Annotated in this window: 21 protein-coding genes and 1 pseudogene; 10 read left to right on the top strand and 12 right to left on the bottom strand. The window is 71.9% G+C overall.

All coding sequences use genetic code 11. The features are described 5' to 3' along the window. The first annotated feature begins 8 nt into the window (after nucleotides 1–8). On the top strand, nucleotides 9–2147 hold the full coding sequence (locus ACIRP7_RS07320) for a xanthine dehydrogenase family protein molybdopterin-binding subunit (protein ID WP_403654956.1): 2139 nt from the start codon (nucleotides 9–11) through the stop codon (nucleotides 2145–2147). Here the strand turns inward: ACIRP7_RS07320 and ACIRP7_RS07315 are convergent. Next, nucleotides 2135–3163, bottom strand: coding sequence for a hypothetical protein (locus ACIRP7_RS07315; protein WP_403654954.1), 1029 nt, complete (start codon nucleotides 3161–3163; stop codon nucleotides 2135–2137). The two genes, ACIRP7_RS07320 and ACIRP7_RS07315, sit on opposite strands and share 13 nt — an antisense overlap. A gap of 211 nt (nucleotides 3164–3374) precedes the next feature. On the opposite strand from ACIRP7_RS07315, the gene ACIRP7_RS07310 reads away from it, so the two are divergent. From ACIRP7_RS07310 to tgmB, 3 genes are all read left to right on the top strand, one after another. Next, complete coding sequence (locus ACIRP7_RS07310; protein WP_403654952.1) at nucleotides 3375–3692, top strand: YkvA family protein; 318 nt, start codon at nucleotides 3375–3377, stop codon at nucleotides 3690–3692. A 131-nt stretch (nucleotides 3693–3823) separates the two neighbouring features. After that, nucleotides 3824–4015: a putative ATP-grasp-modified RiPP gene (gene tgmA, locus ACIRP7_RS07305; RefSeq protein WP_352385061.1), complete on the top strand. Its 192-nt coding sequence runs from the start codon at nucleotides 3824–3826 to the stop codon at nucleotides 4013–4015. Nucleotides 4016–4031: 16 nt separating this feature from the next. Further along, nucleotides 4032–5003 (top strand): ATP-grasp ribosomal peptide maturase, encoded by a 972-nt coding sequence (tgmB, locus tag ACIRP7_RS07300; protein ID WP_403654950.1) that lies wholly within the window; start codon nucleotides 4032–4034, stop codon nucleotides 5001–5003. A 7-nt stretch (nucleotides 5004–5010) separates the two neighbouring features. Here the strand turns inward: tgmB and ACIRP7_RS07295 are convergent, their stop codons facing one another. Together ACIRP7_RS07295 and ACIRP7_RS07290 are read right to left on the bottom strand one after the other, a co-directional pair. After that, a complete protein-coding gene (locus ACIRP7_RS07295) occupies nucleotides 5011–5226 on the bottom strand; it encodes a hypothetical protein (protein WP_403654948.1) in 216 nt (71 codons plus the stop codon). 117 nt (nucleotides 5227–5343) lie between these two features. Beyond that, complete coding sequence (locus tag ACIRP7_RS07290; RefSeq protein ID WP_403654946.1) at nucleotides 5344–5799, bottom strand: hypothetical protein; 456 nt, start codon at nucleotides 5797–5799, stop codon at nucleotides 5344–5346. Nucleotides 5800–5976: 177 nt separating this feature from the next. Between ACIRP7_RS07290 and ACIRP7_RS07285 the strand changes: the two genes are divergently transcribed. Then, the gene (locus tag ACIRP7_RS07285; protein ID WP_403654944.1) at nucleotides 5977–6951 is read left to right on the top strand and encodes a GlxA family transcriptional regulator; all 975 of its coding nucleotides are present in this window, start codon (nucleotides 5977–5979) and stop codon (nucleotides 6949–6951) included. Nucleotides 6952–6975: 24 nt separating this feature from the next. On the opposite strand, the gene ACIRP7_RS07280 is transcribed toward ACIRP7_RS07285, so the two are convergent. Continuing rightward, a complete protein-coding gene (locus tag ACIRP7_RS07280; protein WP_403654942.1) occupies nucleotides 6976–7218 on the bottom strand; it encodes a DUF5133 domain-containing protein in 243 nt (80 codons plus the stop codon). 173 nt (nucleotides 7219–7391) lie between these two features. Here ACIRP7_RS07280 and ACIRP7_RS07275 point away from each other — a divergent pair, with 173 nt between their 5' ends. Continuing rightward, on the top strand, nucleotides 7392–7739 hold the full coding sequence (locus ACIRP7_RS07275; protein WP_403654940.1) for a hypothetical protein: 348 nt from the start codon (nucleotides 7392–7394) through the stop codon (nucleotides 7737–7739). A gap of 134 nt (nucleotides 7740–7873) precedes the next feature. Continuing rightward, nucleotides 7874–8214, top strand: a pseudogene (locus ACIRP7_RS07270) (IS200/IS605 family accessory protein TnpB-related protein); the annotation flags it as partial. Here the strand turns inward: ACIRP7_RS07270 and ACIRP7_RS07265 are convergent. The 3 genes from ACIRP7_RS07265 to ACIRP7_RS07255 form a co-directional block, all read right to left on the bottom strand. After that, complete coding sequence (locus ACIRP7_RS07265; RefSeq protein WP_403654938.1) at nucleotides 8211–8474, bottom strand: hypothetical protein; 264 nt, start codon at nucleotides 8472–8474, stop codon at nucleotides 8211–8213. The pseudogene ACIRP7_RS07270 and the gene ACIRP7_RS07265 sit on opposite strands and share 4 nt — an antisense overlap. 88 nt (nucleotides 8475–8562) lie before the next feature. After that, nucleotides 8563–9105 (bottom strand): hypothetical protein, encoded by a 543-nt coding sequence (locus ACIRP7_RS07260; RefSeq protein ID WP_403654936.1) that lies wholly within the window; start codon nucleotides 9103–9105, stop codon nucleotides 8563–8565. A gap of 25 nt (nucleotides 9106–9130) precedes the next feature. Further along, nucleotides 9131–9682 (bottom strand): ATP-binding protein, encoded by a 552-nt coding sequence (locus tag ACIRP7_RS07255; protein WP_403654934.1) that lies wholly within the window; start codon nucleotides 9680–9682, stop codon nucleotides 9131–9133. Nucleotides 9683–9899: 217 nt separating this feature from the next. Here ACIRP7_RS07255 and ACIRP7_RS07250 point away from each other — a divergent pair, with 217 nt between their 5' ends. Next, on the top strand, nucleotides 9900–10121 hold the full coding sequence (locus ACIRP7_RS07250) for a DUF397 domain-containing protein (RefSeq protein WP_393598904.1): 222 nt from the start codon (nucleotides 9900–9902) through the stop codon (nucleotides 10119–10121). A gap of 132 nt (nucleotides 10122–10253) precedes the next feature. Then, entirely contained in the window at nucleotides 10254–11171 is a 918-nt protein-coding gene (locus ACIRP7_RS07245) for a helix-turn-helix domain-containing protein (protein ID WP_403654932.1), read from the top strand. Here ACIRP7_RS07245 and ACIRP7_RS07240 read toward each other — a convergent pair. From ACIRP7_RS07240 to ACIRP7_RS07230, 3 genes are all read right to left on the bottom strand, one after another. Then, nucleotides 11159–11350 carry a hypothetical protein gene (locus tag ACIRP7_RS07240; RefSeq protein WP_403654930.1) on the bottom strand — a complete coding sequence of 64 codons (192 nt, stop codon included), beginning with the start codon at nucleotides 11348–11350 and terminating at the stop codon, nucleotides 11159–11161. The two genes, ACIRP7_RS07245 and ACIRP7_RS07240, sit on opposite strands and share 13 nt — an antisense overlap. A 242-nt stretch (nucleotides 11351–11592) precedes the next feature. Then, nucleotides 11593–12411, bottom strand: coding sequence for an SAM-dependent methyltransferase (locus ACIRP7_RS07235; protein WP_403654928.1), 819 nt, complete (start codon nucleotides 12409–12411; stop codon nucleotides 11593–11595). Nucleotides 12412–12513: 102 nt separating this feature from the next. Then, nucleotides 12514–13371 (bottom strand): aldo/keto reductase, encoded by an 858-nt coding sequence (locus ACIRP7_RS07230; protein WP_403654926.1) that lies wholly within the window; start codon nucleotides 13369–13371, stop codon nucleotides 12514–12516. 258 nt (nucleotides 13372–13629) lie between these two features. Here ACIRP7_RS07230 and ACIRP7_RS07225 point away from each other — a divergent pair, with 258 nt between their 5' ends. Further along, on the top strand, nucleotides 13630–14529 hold the full coding sequence (locus ACIRP7_RS07225; protein WP_403654924.1) for a Gfo/Idh/MocA family protein: 900 nt from the start codon (nucleotides 13630–13632) through the stop codon (nucleotides 14527–14529). Between the two features lie 9 nt (nucleotides 14530–14538). Here the strand turns inward: ACIRP7_RS07225 and ACIRP7_RS07220 are convergent, their stop codons facing one another. After that, entirely contained in the window at nucleotides 14539–14721 is a 183-nt protein-coding gene (locus ACIRP7_RS07220; RefSeq protein ID WP_403654922.1) for a hypothetical protein, read from the bottom strand. A 79-nt stretch (nucleotides 14722–14800) separates the two neighbouring features. Beyond that, entirely contained in the window at nucleotides 14801–15697 is an 897-nt protein-coding gene (locus ACIRP7_RS07215) for a GNAT family N-acetyltransferase (protein ID WP_403654920.1), read from the bottom strand. Nucleotides 15698–15781: the final 84 nt, after the last annotated feature.

Genomic DNA, 15781 nt, shown 5'->3' with positions numbered 1-15781 from the left:
GAGGACGCATGGACGCCCCTGCGCAAACCGCCGCCACCGGCCTGGGTGCTCCCGTCGAGCGCCGCGAAGGCCGGGAGAAGGTCACCGGCACCGCCCGCTACGCCGCCGAACAGCCCGCTGCCGGCCGCGCGCACGCCTGGCCCGTGCCCGCCTCGATCGCCCGGGGCCGAGTCACCGGCATCGACACCGCGGCCGCTCTGGACGTGCCCGGAGTCCTGGCCGTGCTCACCCACGAGAACGCGCCGAAACTGTCCGAGCCGGAAGACCCCACGCTCGCCGTGCTGCGCGACTCCCGCGTCCCGCACCGCGGTTGGTTCGTCGCCCTGGTGGTGGGCGAGACCCTGGAGGCCGCCCGCGCCGGTGCCGCCGCCGTCCGCGTCGACTACGCCGTGGAGGACCACGACGTCACGCTGACCGCCACACACCCGGCCGCGTACGCCCCCGAGCAGGCCAACGACGGATACCCCGGAACCCGTGAACGCGGCGATCCTGAGAGCGTGTTCGCGTCCGCCGAGTTCCGCGTCGACGTCGACTACCGGGTGCCCCCGCTGCACAACCACCCGATGGAACCGCATGCCACGACAGCCGAGTGGCACGACGACCGGCTCACGGTGCACACCTCCACACAGGGCTCCACGGTGGTACGCACCGTCCTGGCCGACCTGTTCGGCCTCCCGGAGGACCACGTCACCGTTCTCGCCGAGCACGTGGGAGGCGGTTTCGGGTCCAAGGGCACCCCCCGTCCGGACGTGGTGCTCGCCGCGATGGCGGCCCGGCACACCGGACGGCCGGTCACCCTGGCGCTCCCCCGCCGCTCCATGCCCGCCGTCGTCGGGCACCGGGCCCCCACCCTGCATCGACTGCGCCTCGCGGCCCATCCGGACGGACGGCTCACCTCCCTGATCCACGAGGTCACCACCCACACCTCGCGGATCAAGGAGTTCGTGGAGCAGGCCGCCGTGCCCGCACGGGTGATGTACGCCGCCCCCGACTCCCGTACGACGCACCGCGTGGCACCGCTCGACGTGCCCACCCCGTCCTGGATGCGGGCCCCCGGCGAGGCTCCCGGCATGTACGCCCTGGAGTCGGCCATGGACGAACTCGCCGCCGAACTCGACATGGATCCGGTGGAGTTGAGGATCGTCAACGAACCGGACACCGAGCCTGACAGCGGCAAGCCCTTCAGCAGCAGGCACCTGGTCGAGTGCCTGCGCGAGGGCGCCCGGCGCTTCGACTGGGCCGAGAGAGACCCACGGCCGCGCTCTCGCGCCGAGGGCCCGCTGCTGGTGGGGTCGGGGGTCGCGGCCGCCACGTATCCCGTTCTGGTGCATTCGTCCACGGCTGCGGCGCGGGCGATGCCCGACGGGACCTTCCTCGTACGGATCAACGCCACCGACATCGGCACGGGCGCCCGGACCGTGCTCACGCAGATCGCCGCGGACGCGCTCGCCGTGCCGGTGGCGCGCGTGCGGACCGAGGTGGGCAGCAGCGACCTGCCCGCAGCGTCATTGGCCGGCGGCTCGTCGGGCACCGCCTCGTGGGGCTGGGCGGTGCATGAGGCGTGCGCCCGGCTCGCGGAGCGCCTGGCCGAAGGGCCGCCGCTGCCCGTGGAGGGCATCGAGGTCCGGGCCGACACGGCCGGCCGGGCCGACGCCGACAGCCCCTTCGCCCGGCACGCCTTCGGCGCCCACTTCGCGGAGGTCACCGTCGACACGGTCACCGGCGAGACCCGGGTGCGCCGGCTGCTCGGGGTGTACGCCGCCGGGCACATCCTGAACGCCCGCACCGCGCGCTCCCAGTTCGTCGGCGGCATGACCATGGGACTCGGCATGGCCCTGACCGAGGGCAGCACGATGGACGCCGCGTTCGGCGACTTCACCGAGTCGGATCTGGCCGCGTACCACGTGCCCACGCACGCCGACGTGCCCGACATCGAGGCGCACTGGATCGACGAGGTCGACACCCGCCTCAACCCGATGGGCAGCAAGGGCATCGGCGAGATCGGCATCGTGGGGACGGCCGCCGCGATCGGCAACGCCGTCTTCCACGCCACCGGCGTACGCCTGCGCGAGCTGCCCCTGACACCGGACCGCGTACTGAGCGGCCTGCGGGCAGGGGGCAGCTCCCAGCGGCTTCAGGGACGCTGAGCGGACAGCGGAGCGTCGGCCGTCTCGCGGAGCGCCTCCACGATCCGCCGCTCCGTCGGGCTGCTCCTCGCAGGTGCCTGGGACGCGAGATGGACCACCAGAGCGGTCAGCGCGGCCAGCGACGCGCACACGGCCGCCGTCCCCGCGAGCCAGGCCGGCGCGAGCGGAAGTTCCACGGCCCGGGCGAGCCCGGCCGAGCGGAACCGTCCGTCGAGCAGCTGGCCCGCGGCGATCCCGGCCGGCACGACGACCCCGAGGGCCAGCACCGCAAGGACGGGCCGGAGCGTCAGCAGGGCGAGCAGGACGCACAGCGCTGACACCGCGAGCGCGAACCCGTACACCTGCGGCGACGCCCCGTCCAGGTACGCCGGGAAGCACAGCACACCGCAGACCAGCAGTGCCAGGGCGGCGACCCTGGCCGGCCAGACCGATGTCCTTCGGGGCCGCATCGACGCGGGCGGATGCGGTGGCGGGGCCGGGAAGGCGCCCGGCCCCGGCAACTCCGGTTCGGGCCGCCACTCCTCGCCGTACGGCTCGTGCGCCTCGTACGACGGCTGCGGGGGTGTCTCCGTCGCCAACCGCCCGATGAGTTCGACGAGTTCCTCGACGGGCCGGCCGGTCGCCGCCGCGCGCACCGCCTCCTGCCCGCAGTGCGGCTGGAGTTCGGACCGGTTCAGCAGGGCCACCAGACGGGTCACGTCCTCGACGGGACGGGACTCGACGGCGGCCCGGATCGCCTCGTCGGCGCTGTCCGCGTCCCGGGGCGGCCGGGTCAGCAGGGCGACCAGCCGGGTGACGTCCTCCACGGACCGGTCCACGCCGACGGTACGCAGGGCCGCGACGGTGGCCTGCGCGTACTGGGGCGACTGTTCCATCAGGGTGATGAGGTGGACGACGTCCTCCAGAGGACGGTCGGCCACGGCGGCACGCACCAGGTCGCCGACGGGATCGCCGTACGACCGGTCCATCGGTATGGCGGGTTCGTTCGGGTGAGCTGCTGTCGGGCCGGTGGTCATGCTCTGCTCCAGACAAAGAGTGCGGTCGCTCCTACGCGCCCCCGGCGTGCGACCGCGACATTGAGATGACCCATTCGTAAGCGGGTACCCGGCGGCGTGCCACTCGGATGAGCCACGGGTGTGAGAGGGCCCTCGGTGAGCCATACGGGGACCGGATACGGGAATCCGTCAGACAGCGGGCCGTTCGGCGCCCGGAGGAGGAGGTCGGCCCGTGGATTCGACCACAGCACTGATCGTCGTCGTCGCGGTGCTCGCGGCGCTGGCGCTCGCGGTGGCCGTGGGGCTGCTGGTGCGGCTCGTGAGAACCCGTCGCGGTCTGCGGCGGGCGGGACTGCCCACTGGGCCCCGCTGGGTCTTCTGGGGCGCCCTGCTGTACTTCGTGCTGCCCACCGATCTGGTGCCGGACCCGGTGTACCTCGACGACATCGGTGTCCTGCTGCTCGCCCTGCGCACGCTGCGCGGTTCCGCCGCCGACCGGGCGGCGCTACGGCTCGACGGGCGGGAGCGGGAGACGTCCCGCCGACCGTGATTACGCAGTGTAAGGAAACCAATCACTCGTTCGATTCGTATAAGTCTCTGGAAGCCGAAGGAAGTCGGCTGACCTGACGGCGTCGTGGGGAGAGGCCGTCGGTGGGAGGCAGTACCGGCGAGGGAGAGACGATGCAACCGTTCGCGCTCAACTACGCACGTCCGGCAGCGACGTTGGAGGCGACCACTCCGTACGTCTACGACTCCGGGCTGCAGTTGAACGTGCTCAGGGACGGCCGGGTCGCGGCCCGCGACCACGCGCTGATGAGGGAACTGGGGACCACCACGAGCACGGCGGGCTCCAAGACTCACTTCGACGACTGAACACGGCCCGCGTCCGATGACCGTGTTGATTCTTACCTGCGAAGAGGACGTGACGGCCGACATGGTCGTCGTGCACCTCAACGCCACGGGGGTACCGGTGGTCCGGCTCGACCCTGCCGACCTGACCGACGGTGTCGCACTGTCCGGGGAGTACGTCCACGGCAGCTTCCGCGGCCACCTGTCGGTCGGCGGCCGCCTGGTGGGCATCTCCGGGCTGCGCTCGATCTGGGTCCGCCGTCCGGGCACCCCCGCGGCGCGGGCGGCCGCGCCCTCCGAGTGGCTGACCGAGGAGTCCGCCCAGGCGCTGTACGGCATGCTCCGGGGCAGCGAGGCCCGCTGGATGAACCACCCCGACGCGGCCCGCCGGGCCCGTCACAAGCCCTGGCAGCTACGGCTCGCCCAGCGCTGCGGTCTGCCCGTCCCGGCCACGATCGTGACGACGTTCCCGCAGGCCGCCCGCGAGTTCGCCGAGCGCTACCCCGATCTGGTGGTCAAGCCGGTCTCCGGCGCGCACCCGCAGGATCCGCCGCGGGCGGTGCCGACCAGCCGGGTCGCACCCGACGCCGACTTCGCGGCCGTCGCGTACGGCCCGACCCTGCTGCAGCGGCGGGTGGCCAAACGGGCCGACATCCGCCTGACCGTCGTGGGCGAGACGATGCTGGCCGCCCGGAAGGTCACCGGGGCGGACGACGAGGTGGATGTCCGTTTCGCCCCGTCCACGTCCTCCTGGCAGCCCACGGAAGTCCCGCCGCGCGTGGCCGCGGCCGTCCGGGACTATCTCCGGGCGGCCGAACTCGCCTACGGGGCCTTCGACTTCGCCGAGGACGGGGACGGGACCTGGTGGTTCCTGGAGTGCAACCAGTCCGGGCAGTTCGGCTTCATCGAGGTGGAGACGGGCCAGCCGATCGCACGCGGCATCGCCGAGTGGCTGGCCCGGCCCGGTGACCCGCGCTCCCGCGCCAACGGCGCGGACTCCGCGGTGTCCTGAGGCCGGGTCAGTAGGGCCGCGGGGCGGCGGGCGGCAGGGCCGGCACCCATCCCTGACCGGGCGAGGCCGGGCGGTCGGGGACGGGTGGAGGCATGAAGGACTGCAGCGGCCGCATGACGTACTCCAGTTCCCTGCGTACGCGCTCGGCCTCCCTGCGGGTTGAAGCGGGGACGTCGCCGCGCTCGGCGACGAGTCGGTCGTAGATGGGGGAATCCTGGAACACCCGTCAACGCGCCTTTCGTTTTCGCGGGCCCACGCGCGTGGGCACGGCTGCCGAGTCTAGGCGCCCGAACACACCGACGTACGAATTCCGGTGTCGGGCTTGACGGCCCGCGGGCGGTCATGCGCCGGTGGTGGACCCCGGACGCACGATCATCAGGACGGTCACGGTCGCCCACAGAAGGTTGAAGATGCCCGTGAACATGGCCAGTTGGACGGTGGCGCCGCGTTCGACGCTGCCCTGTCCGGTCAGTTCCTCGAGCAGTTCGCCCTGCCGGGGCAGGACGAAGGCGGCGAGGACCCCGGCGGCCGCGGCCGTCAGAGTCATGGACGTGGTCAGCCACGCGTCGCCCAGCACGCCCATCGCGGCTCCGGTGGCGATACCGAGGACGGGGACCGCGACGCCGATGCCCGCGTAGACGCGGCAGATGCGGTGCAGCAGCCGTACCGTGCCGACGCCGGCCTCCTCCGCGTGGGCCCGGCGGGCCGCGGGCGGGAACATGCTGGCCGCCACGGTCACCGGCCCCACGGCGACGATGGCGACGAGGACGTGCAGGGCCAGCAGGAACTTGGTCATGGGGTGGCGTGTCCTTCTCCGGTGCGGTCGGTGCCCGCCCACCCTAGGAACCCGCCGGATGATCACACAGGGGCTGAAACGACAGCTTCCAACGGATTCCCGCCAACGCGCCCGACAAGCACTTCTGCCTGCCCCCGTGGTCGTGACGGTGGCGGGAACCTGCCTATCGTGGCCGTCATGCACTCCGTGGCGATCCTGGTTCTCGACGATGTGGTGCCCTTCGACATGGCGGCACCCATGCAGGTGTTCGACTGGACGCGGCTCCCCGACGGCCGTCCCGCCTACCGGGTCCGGCTGTGCGCCGAGTCACCGGAGGTCCGCGCGGACGGCGGTTTCACGCTGCGGGTCGAACACGGACTGGAAGCCCTCGCGGAGGCGGACACGATCATCGTGCCGGGCTGCTCGCCCACCGCCGCACCGCCCTCACCGCGGGTCCTTTCCGCGCTGCGGGAGGCCGCGGCCGCCGGCACCCGGATCGCGTCCGTGTGTGTCGGCGCGTTCGTGCTGGCGGAGGCCGGACTCCTCGACGGGCTGCGCGCCACCACGCACTGGGTGGCCGCGGACGACCTGGCGCGCCGCTTCCCCGCCGTCGAGGTCCGGCCGGACGTGCTGTACGTCGACAACGGTCAGCTCCTGACCTCCGCGGGTGCGGCCGCGGCCCTCGACATGTGTCTGCACATGATCCGCCGGGATCTCGGCTCGGCGGTCGCCGCGCATGCCGCCCGGATGTCGGTGATGCCGCTCGAACGGGAGGGCGGACAGGCCCAGTTCATCGTGTACGACCACCCGCCCGTGCCCCGGGGTTCGACACTGGAGCCGCTGCTGGAGTGGATCGAGGACAACCTGGCCCACGAGATCACCCTCGGGGCGATGGCGGCCCGTTCGGGAATGAGCGAGCGCACCTTCAGCCGCCGCTTCCGTGAGCAGACGGGCAGCACACCTCTGCAGTGGGTGCTGCGGGCCCGGGTGCGGCGCGCCCAGTACCTGCTGGAGAACACCGGCCACCCGGTCGAACGGATCGCGCGGCAGGCGGGGTTCGGCTCCCCCACGGCGTTCCGGGAACGCTTCCGCCGGGTCGTCGGCACCACCCCGCAGGCGTACCGCGCGGCCTTCCACGCGAAGGACGCCGTCCCGGCGGCGGCGCGCTCCTGACCGCCCGCCGGGCCCGGCGTGGTCTCATCCCGCCAGCGGCAGGCTGCCCTCACCGTCCGGGTCCGCGCACCCGGCGGCCGGCAGCAGCGCATCCGCCCTGGCGACCGCTTCCCGCACGTCCGTGGTGCCCATCATCACGCACAGGGTGTAACTGACGTCCGCCAGCTCACGAACCGTCGCCGGAGTCTCCCTCTCCGCCTGGGCGATCCTCAGTGACGCATAGCGGGTCAGCAGGGTTCTGACGGTCTTCGGGTCCGGTACGAGCACGAAGCGCCCCTCTCTCGAATTTTTCGCTGCGTATGCCCCCTCTGCGCCGGCCCAATCCCGTCCGCCGCTCCCCGGCATGCGATTGGCGCAATACCGTGCGGGCGGACCCGCTTCCCGAAGGGCCGCAAACCGTTGAACAAGGGGCATCCCTCGCACATGAACGGTATACGCCCATGAACCGCTCCGCAGGTCTCCTCAGCGCCCTCTATCTCGCGACGAGCACCGGACTCGCCTGGACCGCGTTTCTCACGCTGCGCCAAGGCCCGCCGTGGGCCGCGTGTCTGTTCGCCGCCGCGAGCCTGGTCCCGGTCATCGCGGTCGTGCGCGAGAGCGTGCTGCAGGACCAGCGACACACTCTGGCCGAATTGCGCGCAAGGGCCGACGGGCCCGGTGCGGGGGCCGCCGACGACATCGTCCGTGCCGAACTCGACACCGCGTGCTGTGAACGCTGGTGGACGAGCTGCGGCACCGACCACGACTCGACGTGCCCCGGCCGCGTGCCGCGGAGCAGCGTGGCCTGAGGTCCGGCGCGCCTCAGGCGACCTGTCCGGCGTGCAGACGACGTCGTCGGCGGTGACGCCCCACACGCCGTAGTACGACACCAGCGCGGCCCCGGTGAGGACCAGCACGCCGACCACGTTGAGCACGACTCAGGCCATCGCACTGGCAGAAACCGCTGACCCCCCACACCGCACACCGTCCCGGCACGATGTGGCGAGCATCGCGATCGGGCGACGCGCCCTCGGGCATCGGATCCGGCGACGGACGACACCGCCCCCGCCCCACCAGAGTGAGGGTGCGGGGCATCGGACCGTCCAGGCCCGACCGGACACCCGCAGGCGTGAGGGAACCCGCCCCCACGTTCCCGGACCGCGCACCGGATGCGCGCCGCCGGGTAGTGGAGCGAAAGCGGGCGACCAGGGTGCCCACCACCGTTCGGGACACCCGGCTGAGCATGGGTCCTGGCAACAGGACCCACTCCCGCTCAGTCTTTAGGAACGGTAGTTGACCAGCAGGATGAACAGGATGACGCCGGTGCTCGTCCAGAGCCGGGTGATCGGCTGGTGCTGGACGACGGTGTCGATGATGGACGCGGTGACCAGCGGCAGCAGCCAGATCGGGCTGTGCTTGACGGTGAACACCGCGACGGCCACGGCCAGTCGGCGGCGGTCGGCGCGGAGCAGGTAGCCGAGGGTGCGGAGCGGGTGTTCGCCCCGGGAGCGATGGTCGAGCGGTCTTGCCGGCGACGAGGCCATCGTCGGTGGTCCTTCCGGCTGCCGAGTCGAGGGCAAGCGCTTTCTCCCCCTCGTCGGCCAGGAGTACACCAGGTGGCGGCGAGCACTCCTACTCGTCCAGGGTGCGGGCGAGTTCCGTGGTGGCGTGGGCGATCTCGCTGTCGTCGTCGGCCATCAGCCGCTCGATGACGCCGCTCTTGGCGCGGACGGCCTGGCGGGCCCGGCGCTCCCACACCACGGGGTTCTCGCGGTGGTTGAGCAGCTTGGGATAGACGGCCGCCGTGCTCTCCCACTGGCGGGCGCCGGCGATGCTCCTGAGCAGTTGGATGATCTCCGCCCGGCAGGTCACGTGGGGCAGTTGGGCCAGCTCCCAGAGGAAGGGGACGGTGGCGGCGGTGGCCTGCTCCACGACGAAGCCGTACTGGCAGATGCGCCTGCGCAGGTCGCCGAGTGCGGCGCAGGCGGTCTCGGGATCCCCCCAGGCCACGCTGTTGAGGAGCAGGGGGATGGCCGCGGCGCAGCCGGTGGAGTCCTGGATCTCGCCCCAGGGCACCCGGCTCAGCGCCGCGAGGGGCGTGGTCCGCGCCACCCCGGTCGTGGGCACGGGGCAGCTGGTGCGCTCGTTGCTCGGCTGGTCCGGAGCGGTGCGCATGGCGTGAAACCTTTCCGCGGTCATGTCAGGGAGGAGGGGTGGTCGACAGCTTGGCCCAGACGGTCTTGCCGGCGGGGGGCCGTGAGGTCCAGCCCCACTCCTGAGCCAGGGCGTCGACGATGTACAGGCCCCGGCCGTGCTCCCGCAGGGAGGTGGCGTCGTCGGGCGTGTACGCGGGCGGCTCGTCACCGGGGTCGGAGACGGTCACCAGTAGATGGGCGGGATCGAAGGACAGCCCCAGCCACACCTCGGGGACACCGTCCGCCGCGGGCCTGAGGACCGCGTGGGCCACGGCGTTGGCCGCGAGTTCGGTGATCACGAGGGTGGCGTCGTCGCTGCGGTGGTCCAGGGACCAGCCGCTCAGCGTCTCGCGGGTGAAGGCCCGGGCCCGGGCGAACCCCTCCGCACTGCACCGGACGAGCAGCGCGGCGGAGACGAAGGGGCCGAGCACCGGTGGCCGCCGCTGCGGGTGGGCGGGGCCGGGACGCCCCGAGGTCGCACCGGCCGGGCCGGCATCACCCACCTCCGGCACAGCCTGGCTCGGCGGCCGGAGCACGTGATTCGCAGGTGACGACACGGCATCTCCTTGATGCGACGTCAAGACGGGGCGCAACCGCGGGGGTTGACGCCGCAGCTATTATCCACGCTGAAGGCGTCCGCGTGCAATTGCACGAGAAATTGCGCGAAGATTGGGTGGGGCCACGGGGGTTGCGGTTGCGCGCCCCTGTCCCGCCCCGCACGGCCGGGCACAGCGCCCGGCACAGATCGTGAACAGCAAGGAGACTGCAGTGCCAGTGCAGAACGGAGTGCGGGCGAGTTCGCTCGACGCCCGCTGGGTCAAGAGCCGTCACAGCAACGCCGAGGGCAACTGCGTCGAAGTGGCCTCACTGGTCGACGGCGGCGTCGCGCTGCGCAACTCCCGTGATCCCGACGGCCCCGCGCTGGTCTACACACCGGCCGAGGTCGCGGCGTTCCTCGCCGGCGCGAAGGACGGGGAGTTCGACCACCTCCTGTGAGGTGCCGAGGCCCCCGGGGGCGACGGCGGCCCGAACTCCCGGGCCGCCACCGGCTTCTACGGAATGGTGCGCTGCGGCCACGCTGCGTGCGATAGTGTGAGTCGTCTCTGTGCCGGTTTACTGGGAGTCAGGATGTCTGCCGCGTCCCACCGCATCTCCCGCCTGGAACCGTATCTGGACCGGACCGAGCCGGCTCCCACGCTGCTGAAGATGCTGGTCGGCGTGCAGTTGGCGGGATTCCGCGAGGATGCCGGGCTCGCTCAGGACCAGGCGGCGCGGGCCCTCGGGTTCAGTCCCGCCAAGCTGTCCCGTATCGAGTCGGGCAAGGGCCGCAAGCCTCCGTCGGAGAGCGACGTCCGCGCCCTCCTCGAGCTGTACGGCACCGGTGACCACGAGTCCTCGGTGCTCCTCAAGCTGCTCCAGCGCGCCGGTGACCCGGGCTGGTGGCAGCGGTACGACAAGCGGCTGATGCCCGAGTGGTTCGACCGGCTGGTCGGGCTCCAGGAAGCCGCCGCGGCCATCCGTACCTTCGAGATCCAGTACGTCCCCGGCCTGCTGCAGACCCCGGACTACACCCGTGCGGTGGTGGAGCGCGGTCTGCCCGCCGCTGCGTCGAACGAGGTGGCACGCCGCGTCGAACTGCGTATGCGGCGCGCGCAGTTGCTGCTGCGCGAGGACGCCCCACAGCTGTGGGCGGTGATCGACGAGTCGGTGCTGCTGCGGGTACTGGGCAGCCGGGAGATCATGCGGGAGCAGCTGACCCACCTCATCACGATGGCCCAGCGCCCCAATGTGACGGTGCAGGTCATCCCCCTGGACGTGACGAACGCCTCCGCTCCCGCCATCCCGATCACGTATCTGCGCTTCGGCGGGCTCGATCTGCCGGACGTCGTCTACCTGGAGCACATCAAGAGCGCCAACTTCCTGGAGGACCGGGACGAGACCGAGGAGTACCGGCTCGCCCTGGACCGGCTGGCGGACGACGCGCTCGAACCCCGGGACTCGCTGGCGCTGTTGACCAAGACGAGGGACGAGCGCTACGGCGCCTGAGTTGACCGAGGCGGAGGGCTCGGGCGGCTCTTCGCGCCTGCGACGTTCCTCGAACGGCACTTGGCGGAGTCGTAGATCAGGTCGTAGGTGTCGCGGAGTTCGGTGCCCGACAGGGTGAAGGCGTCACCGCACAGGAAGCGGACGCCGACCGCCGTCTCGGGCGTACGCTCCTCGGCCAAGGCGACGGGGACGGTAGAGATCGAGGACGCGACCGACGGCGACCAGGCCGCGGTCGAGGTACGACACCAATTTCTCGCCCGCTTCGCCACGAAGAACGGCCCGGCTTGGCGCGGTCCGCGTAGATGCCGTCCCACCAGGAACCGGCGCCGGCCGGTGCGAGGGCCCGGGTCGGTCTGCCGCCGGCATGGGTACGCCCCCGGCGCGGGCCCTCGCGGTCGTGCCAGGGGCGTTCGTGGCCGGGTCAGCTCAGTCGGCCCACGCCTCCGAACTCGATCCACTCGTGGGTGAGTTGGCGCGGGGCCACATCGGTGTCGGGGCGCCAGGTGGAGACCTCCACGAGACCCGGTTCGAGGATCTCCAGACCCTCGAACCACTCGGCGACGTCCTTCTCCTGGCGGACCCGGCCCCAGTGGCCCTGGGTGGCCTTGTCCATGAAGTCGGTGACGAAGTCGCGGACCTCGGAGTCCTCGCTGACAAGCTGGCACATCACCATGAAGCTGCCGGGCGCGAGCCGCTCGCGCACCCGTCGGGCCACGGCGGCCGGCCCGTCCGTCTCGCTGTCCGGGATGCAGTGCATGACCGAGTTGAACAGCACGGCCACCGGCTGCGAGAAGTCGATCAGCCGCTGGGTGTCCTCGTGCGCGAAGATCGCGTCGGTCTCCCGCATGTCGGCGTGGATGACGGTGGTCCGATCGTCCTGCTGCAGCAGCGCCCGGCCGTGGACGAGGACCATCGGGTCGTTGTCGACGTAGACCACGTGCGTGGTGGGGTCGATGCGCTGGGCGACCTGGTGGACGTTGTCCTGGGTGGGCAGGCCGGAGCCGTGGTCCAGGTACTGGCGGATGCCGTACTCGGCCGAGAGGGTGCGCACCACCCGCTGGAGGAAGCGCCGGTTGTTCACCGCGAGCCTGCGGGTGCTCGGGACGACCTTGTCGAGCTCCTCGCATGCGGCCCGGTCGGCCGCGTAGTTGTCTTTGCCGCCGAGGTAGTGGTCGTACATGCGCGCGGCCGTGGGTACCGAGGCGTCGATCGACGTGGACAGGTTCTTACCGGTGCTCATGATTCCCCCAGCTTGTGCCGCCAACTGGCCCGGCAGGACAGGGAGTCCATCCTAGGGACACCGCGATCGCCGGTGCCAGTCCACAGGGGGGTGAGCGAGGGGTCAGGCGGCGTCCAGCTCCGTGAGTTCGTCCGCGTCGAGCACGAGACCCGCCGCGGCGAAGGAGTCGCGGATCGTCTCGGGACGGCTCGCGCCCGGGATCGGCACGACCACCGGCGACTTGGCGAGCATCCAGGCCAGGCAGACCTGCTGCGGGCTCACCCCGTACTTCTCGGCGATCCGCGCGAACGGGGCGTGCGCCGAGCCCAGTCCACCGGCCCGGGAGATGCCGCCCAGGGGGCTCCAGGGCAGGAAGGCGATGCCGAGCTCGTCGCACAGACGCAGTTCCGGTTCGCTGGAGCGGAAGGCCGGGGAGAACTGGTTCTGCACGGAGACCAGTCGGCCGCCGAGGATCTCGTTGGCCAGCCGGATCTGGTCGGGGTTCGCATTGGAGATGCCCGCCCGGAGGACCTTGCCCTCGTCGAGGAGGTCGCGCACCGCGCCGACGGACTCCTCGTAGGGGACGCGGGGGTCGGGGCGGTGGAACTGGTAGAGCCCGATCGCCTCCACACCCAGCCGGCTCAGCGAGGCCTCGCAGGCCTCCTTGAGGTGCCGGGGGCTGCCGTCTAGCGTCCAACTGCCGTCCCCGGGACGCAGATGCCCGCCCTTCGTGGCCACGAGGACGTCACCGCCCCGGTCGTGGGAGGCGAGGGCCTTGGCGATCAGGGTCTCGTTGTGACCGACCTCGTCGGCGTCCCGGTGGTAGGCGTCGGCGGTGTCGATCAGGGTCACGCCCGCGTCGAGTGCGGCGTGGATGGTGGCGATGGAGCGTTCCTCGTCCGGCCGTCCCTCGATGGACATGGGCATGGCGCCCAGTCCGATCGAGCTCACTTCGACATCACCGATGCGGCGGGTGTGCATGGCCTTGGACCTCTTTCGCCTGTCACGTGGATCTGGGCCCTCACCAGCCTGGCCGCGCAGCCGCCGTAGGTCCAATAGAAGAATGAGAACGCATTCAGCGACAGCAGTACTGAATCCGGAACGTGCCGCCGCCGAGCCGACCGGGTGGCGAGACGGGGTTGCGTGGCCGCGGTGTCCGTGTGAAACGCTCACCTGGACCGGCAGCTGGTCCAGTCCGGTCGTCGTGAGGTTCGGCAGTACGGCGAGAGAGGCGGCGGTATGCGCATCGGACTGCTCGGTACCGGTCCCTGGGCCAGGATGGCTCACGCTCCCGCGCTGAGCGCGCATCCGGAGCTGGACTTCGCCGGGGTGTGGGGCCGTCGCACGGAGGCCGCCAAGGAGCTGGCGGACGAGCACGGCACGCGCGCCTACGACGATGTCGACGCGCTGCTCGCCGACGTGGACGCCGTCGCCGTCGCCCTGCCGCCGGCCGTGCAGGCCTCTCTCGCGGCGCGGGCCGCGCGGGCGGGGTGCCATCTGCTGTTGGACAAGCCCCTCGCGACGACGGTCGAGCAGGGGCGGGAGGTGGTCGACGCCGTCCGGGAGTCCCAGGTCGCCTCGGTGGTGTTCTTCACCTCGCGCTTTCTGGCCGAGACCGAGGCGTGGATCGCTGAACAGGCGGGCGTGGAGGGCTGGTTCACGGCGCGCGCGGAATGGCTGGGGTCGGTGTTCACCGACGACAGCCCCTTCGCCGACTCACCGTGGCGGCAGGAGAAGGGCGCCCTGTGGGACGTGGGGCCGCACGCTCTGTCGGTGCTGCTGCCGGTGCTGGGCGAGGTGCGTGAGGTGGCGGCGGCCGCGCACGGTCGCGGCGACACCGTCCATCTGGTCCTCCGGCACACCAGCGGTGCGTCGAGCACCCTGACGCTGAGTCTCACGGCCCCGCCGGCGGCCGCGGGAGCCGGCGTCGAACTGCGGGGCGCGGGCGGAGTCGTCCAGCTCCCGGAGTCGTCCGAGGGCGTGGTGCCCGCCGTGCTCCGGGCCGCCGACGGACTGCTCGCCGCCGCCCGCACCGGGCGGGCCCACCCGTGCGACGCCGCGTTCGGTCTGCGGGTCACCGAGATCCTCGTCGAGGCGGAGACCCTGCTGGACGGCGGAACGGGCGTACCGACTGCGTAGGCCGGCGGCTCAGTCTTCCGGCGCCTCCTGCGCGAACGGCTCGTCGCTCCACCGGAACCAGGCACGGTCGCCCTCGATGTGCAGCAGGAACTCGGGCACGGGACCGCCCGGCGCGTGCAGCGACATACGTCGCCGGACCTCGTCGTAGACGTCCTCCCACTCCTGCCGTCTCTCCTCGTCTCCCTCCTCCATGGGGGCGCGTTGGCGTGCGAACAGCTCGCGCCGCCACCGGCACCGACAGCCGGGTCGGCTGCCGGTGCCGGACGAGCGCTCAGGCGGTCTGCGTGGGCCGGTAGTTGAGGCGTTCCCGTACGACGGGATAGCCCGCCTTGGCGAAGTTCGCGGCCATGGGGAAGTTCCCCCGGTCCGTCGCGCCGGAGACGAACTCGGCGCCGCGCTCGACGAGATAGCGGGTGCACTCGGCGAGCAGGTCGTAGGCGTAGCCGTGTCCGCGGTGTTCCGGCACCACGCCGATGAACCCGACGCAGGGTCCCGACGGGTTGTGGGCCGGAATGTGGATCCCGGCGACGTCTCCCTGCGGGGTGTGGGCGATCTGCCACCACTCGCGGGGCGAGGGGCACCAGTGGAAGAAGTCGAGTTCCTCCTGGGCGGCCCGGTCGAGTCCGTCCTCCTCGATGGCGGTGAGGGCGTGCGCGTCGAGGGTGGCGGAGTGGATGCGGCGCAGCAGGTCGAAGAAGACCGCGTCGTCCGGTTCGGGCCGGAACTCCAGGCGTCCGGGCCGCTCGGGCAGCCGGTGCTCCGGTGTCCACCGGTACAGGAACCGCTCGACCAGAAGCGCGTACCCGGCCTTGTGCGCGGCGGAGAAGCGGGTCTCGGCGGCGGCCCGCAGCCCGGGGTCCTCGCGCCACCCCGCGGGCAGGTTCATCTCGAGCTCGACCTGCCAGGGGGCGGTGCGCAGGAGTTCCGCGCCGGCCTCCTCCTCCCCTTCGGCCACGTCGAACCAGTTGACGTTGACGGGGGCGGTGTCGTCGGGGCCGCCCCACCAGGCGCCGCGTGCCACCACTTGGCCGTCGCGCAGGGCGACGCGCTTCCAGTCGGGGCGGTGCCGGGTGAGCCGGTGGGACTCGCCGGCGCCGAGAGGGTCGGGAAGGGTGTCGAAGACAGGGGCTGTGCGCTCGTCGAGCGCGCGGATGACCAGATCGGTCATGGGTGGATTCCTCCGGGATGCGTACTGCGGGGAGCGCTCCCGGTCAGATGAGGCACGCCGGGGCGACGGAGAGGGAGCGCTGAA

The organism is Streptomyces sp. NPDC102270, from assembly GCF_044766405.1.
Taxonomy (GTDB): Bacteria; Actinomycetota; Actinomycetes; order Streptomycetales; family Streptomycetaceae; genus Streptomyces.
The sequence above is the reverse complement of the archived record's forward strand: the minus strand, read 5'-3'. Positions and strand labels throughout refer to the sequence as shown.

Excerpts from the sequence above, each read along its gene's own strand:
- ACIRP7_RS07320 (WP_403654956.1), top strand. The coding sequence starts at position 9 with ATGGACGCCCCTGCGCAAACCGCCGCCACCGGCCTGGGTGCTCCCGTC.
- ACIRP7_RS07315 (WP_403654954.1), bottom strand. The coding sequence starts at position 3,163 with ATGACCACCGGCCCGACAGCAGCTCACCCGAACGAACCCGCCATACCG.
- tgmA (WP_352385061.1), top strand. The coding sequence starts at position 3,824 with ATGCAACCGTTCGCGCTCAACTACGCACGTCCGGCAGCGACGTTGGAG.
- tgmB (WP_403654950.1), top strand. The coding sequence starts at position 4,032 with ATGACCGTGTTGATTCTTACCTGCGAAGAGGACGTGACGGCCGACATG.
- ACIRP7_RS07290 (WP_403654946.1), bottom strand. The coding sequence starts at position 5,799 with ATGACCAAGTTCCTGCTGGCCCTGCACGTCCTCGTCGCCATCGTCGCC.
- ACIRP7_RS07285 (WP_403654944.1), top strand. The coding sequence starts at position 5,977 with ATGCACTCCGTGGCGATCCTGGTTCTCGACGATGTGGTGCCCTTCGAC.
- ACIRP7_RS07275 (WP_403654940.1), top strand. The coding sequence starts at position 7,392 with ATGAACCGCTCCGCAGGTCTCCTCAGCGCCCTCTATCTCGCGACGAGC.
- ACIRP7_RS07265 (WP_403654938.1), bottom strand. The coding sequence starts at position 8,474 with ATGGCCTCGTCGCCGGCAAGACCGCTCGACCATCGCTCCCGGGGCGAA.
- ACIRP7_RS07260 (WP_403654936.1), bottom strand. The coding sequence starts at position 9,105 with ATGCGCACCGCTCCGGACCAGCCGAGCAACGAGCGCACCAGCTGCCCC.
- ACIRP7_RS07245 (WP_403654932.1), top strand. The coding sequence starts at position 10,254 with ATGTCTGCCGCGTCCCACCGCATCTCCCGCCTGGAACCGTATCTGGAC.
- ACIRP7_RS07235 (WP_403654928.1), bottom strand. The coding sequence starts at position 12,411 with ATGAGCACCGGTAAGAACCTGTCCACGTCGATCGACGCCTCGGTACCC.
- ACIRP7_RS07230 (WP_403654926.1), bottom strand. The coding sequence starts at position 13,371 with ATGCACACCCGCCGCATCGGTGATGTCGAAGTGAGCTCGATCGGACTG.
- ACIRP7_RS07225 (WP_403654924.1), top strand. The coding sequence starts at position 13,630 with ATGCGCATCGGACTGCTCGGTACCGGTCCCTGGGCCAGGATGGCTCAC.
- ACIRP7_RS07220 (WP_403654922.1), bottom strand. The coding sequence starts at position 14,721 with ATGGAGGAGGGAGACGAGGAGAGACGGCAGGAGTGGGAGGACGTCTAC.
- ACIRP7_RS07215 (WP_403654920.1), bottom strand. The coding sequence starts at position 15,697 with ATGACCGATCTGGTCATCCGCGCGCTCGACGAGCGCACAGCCCCTGTC.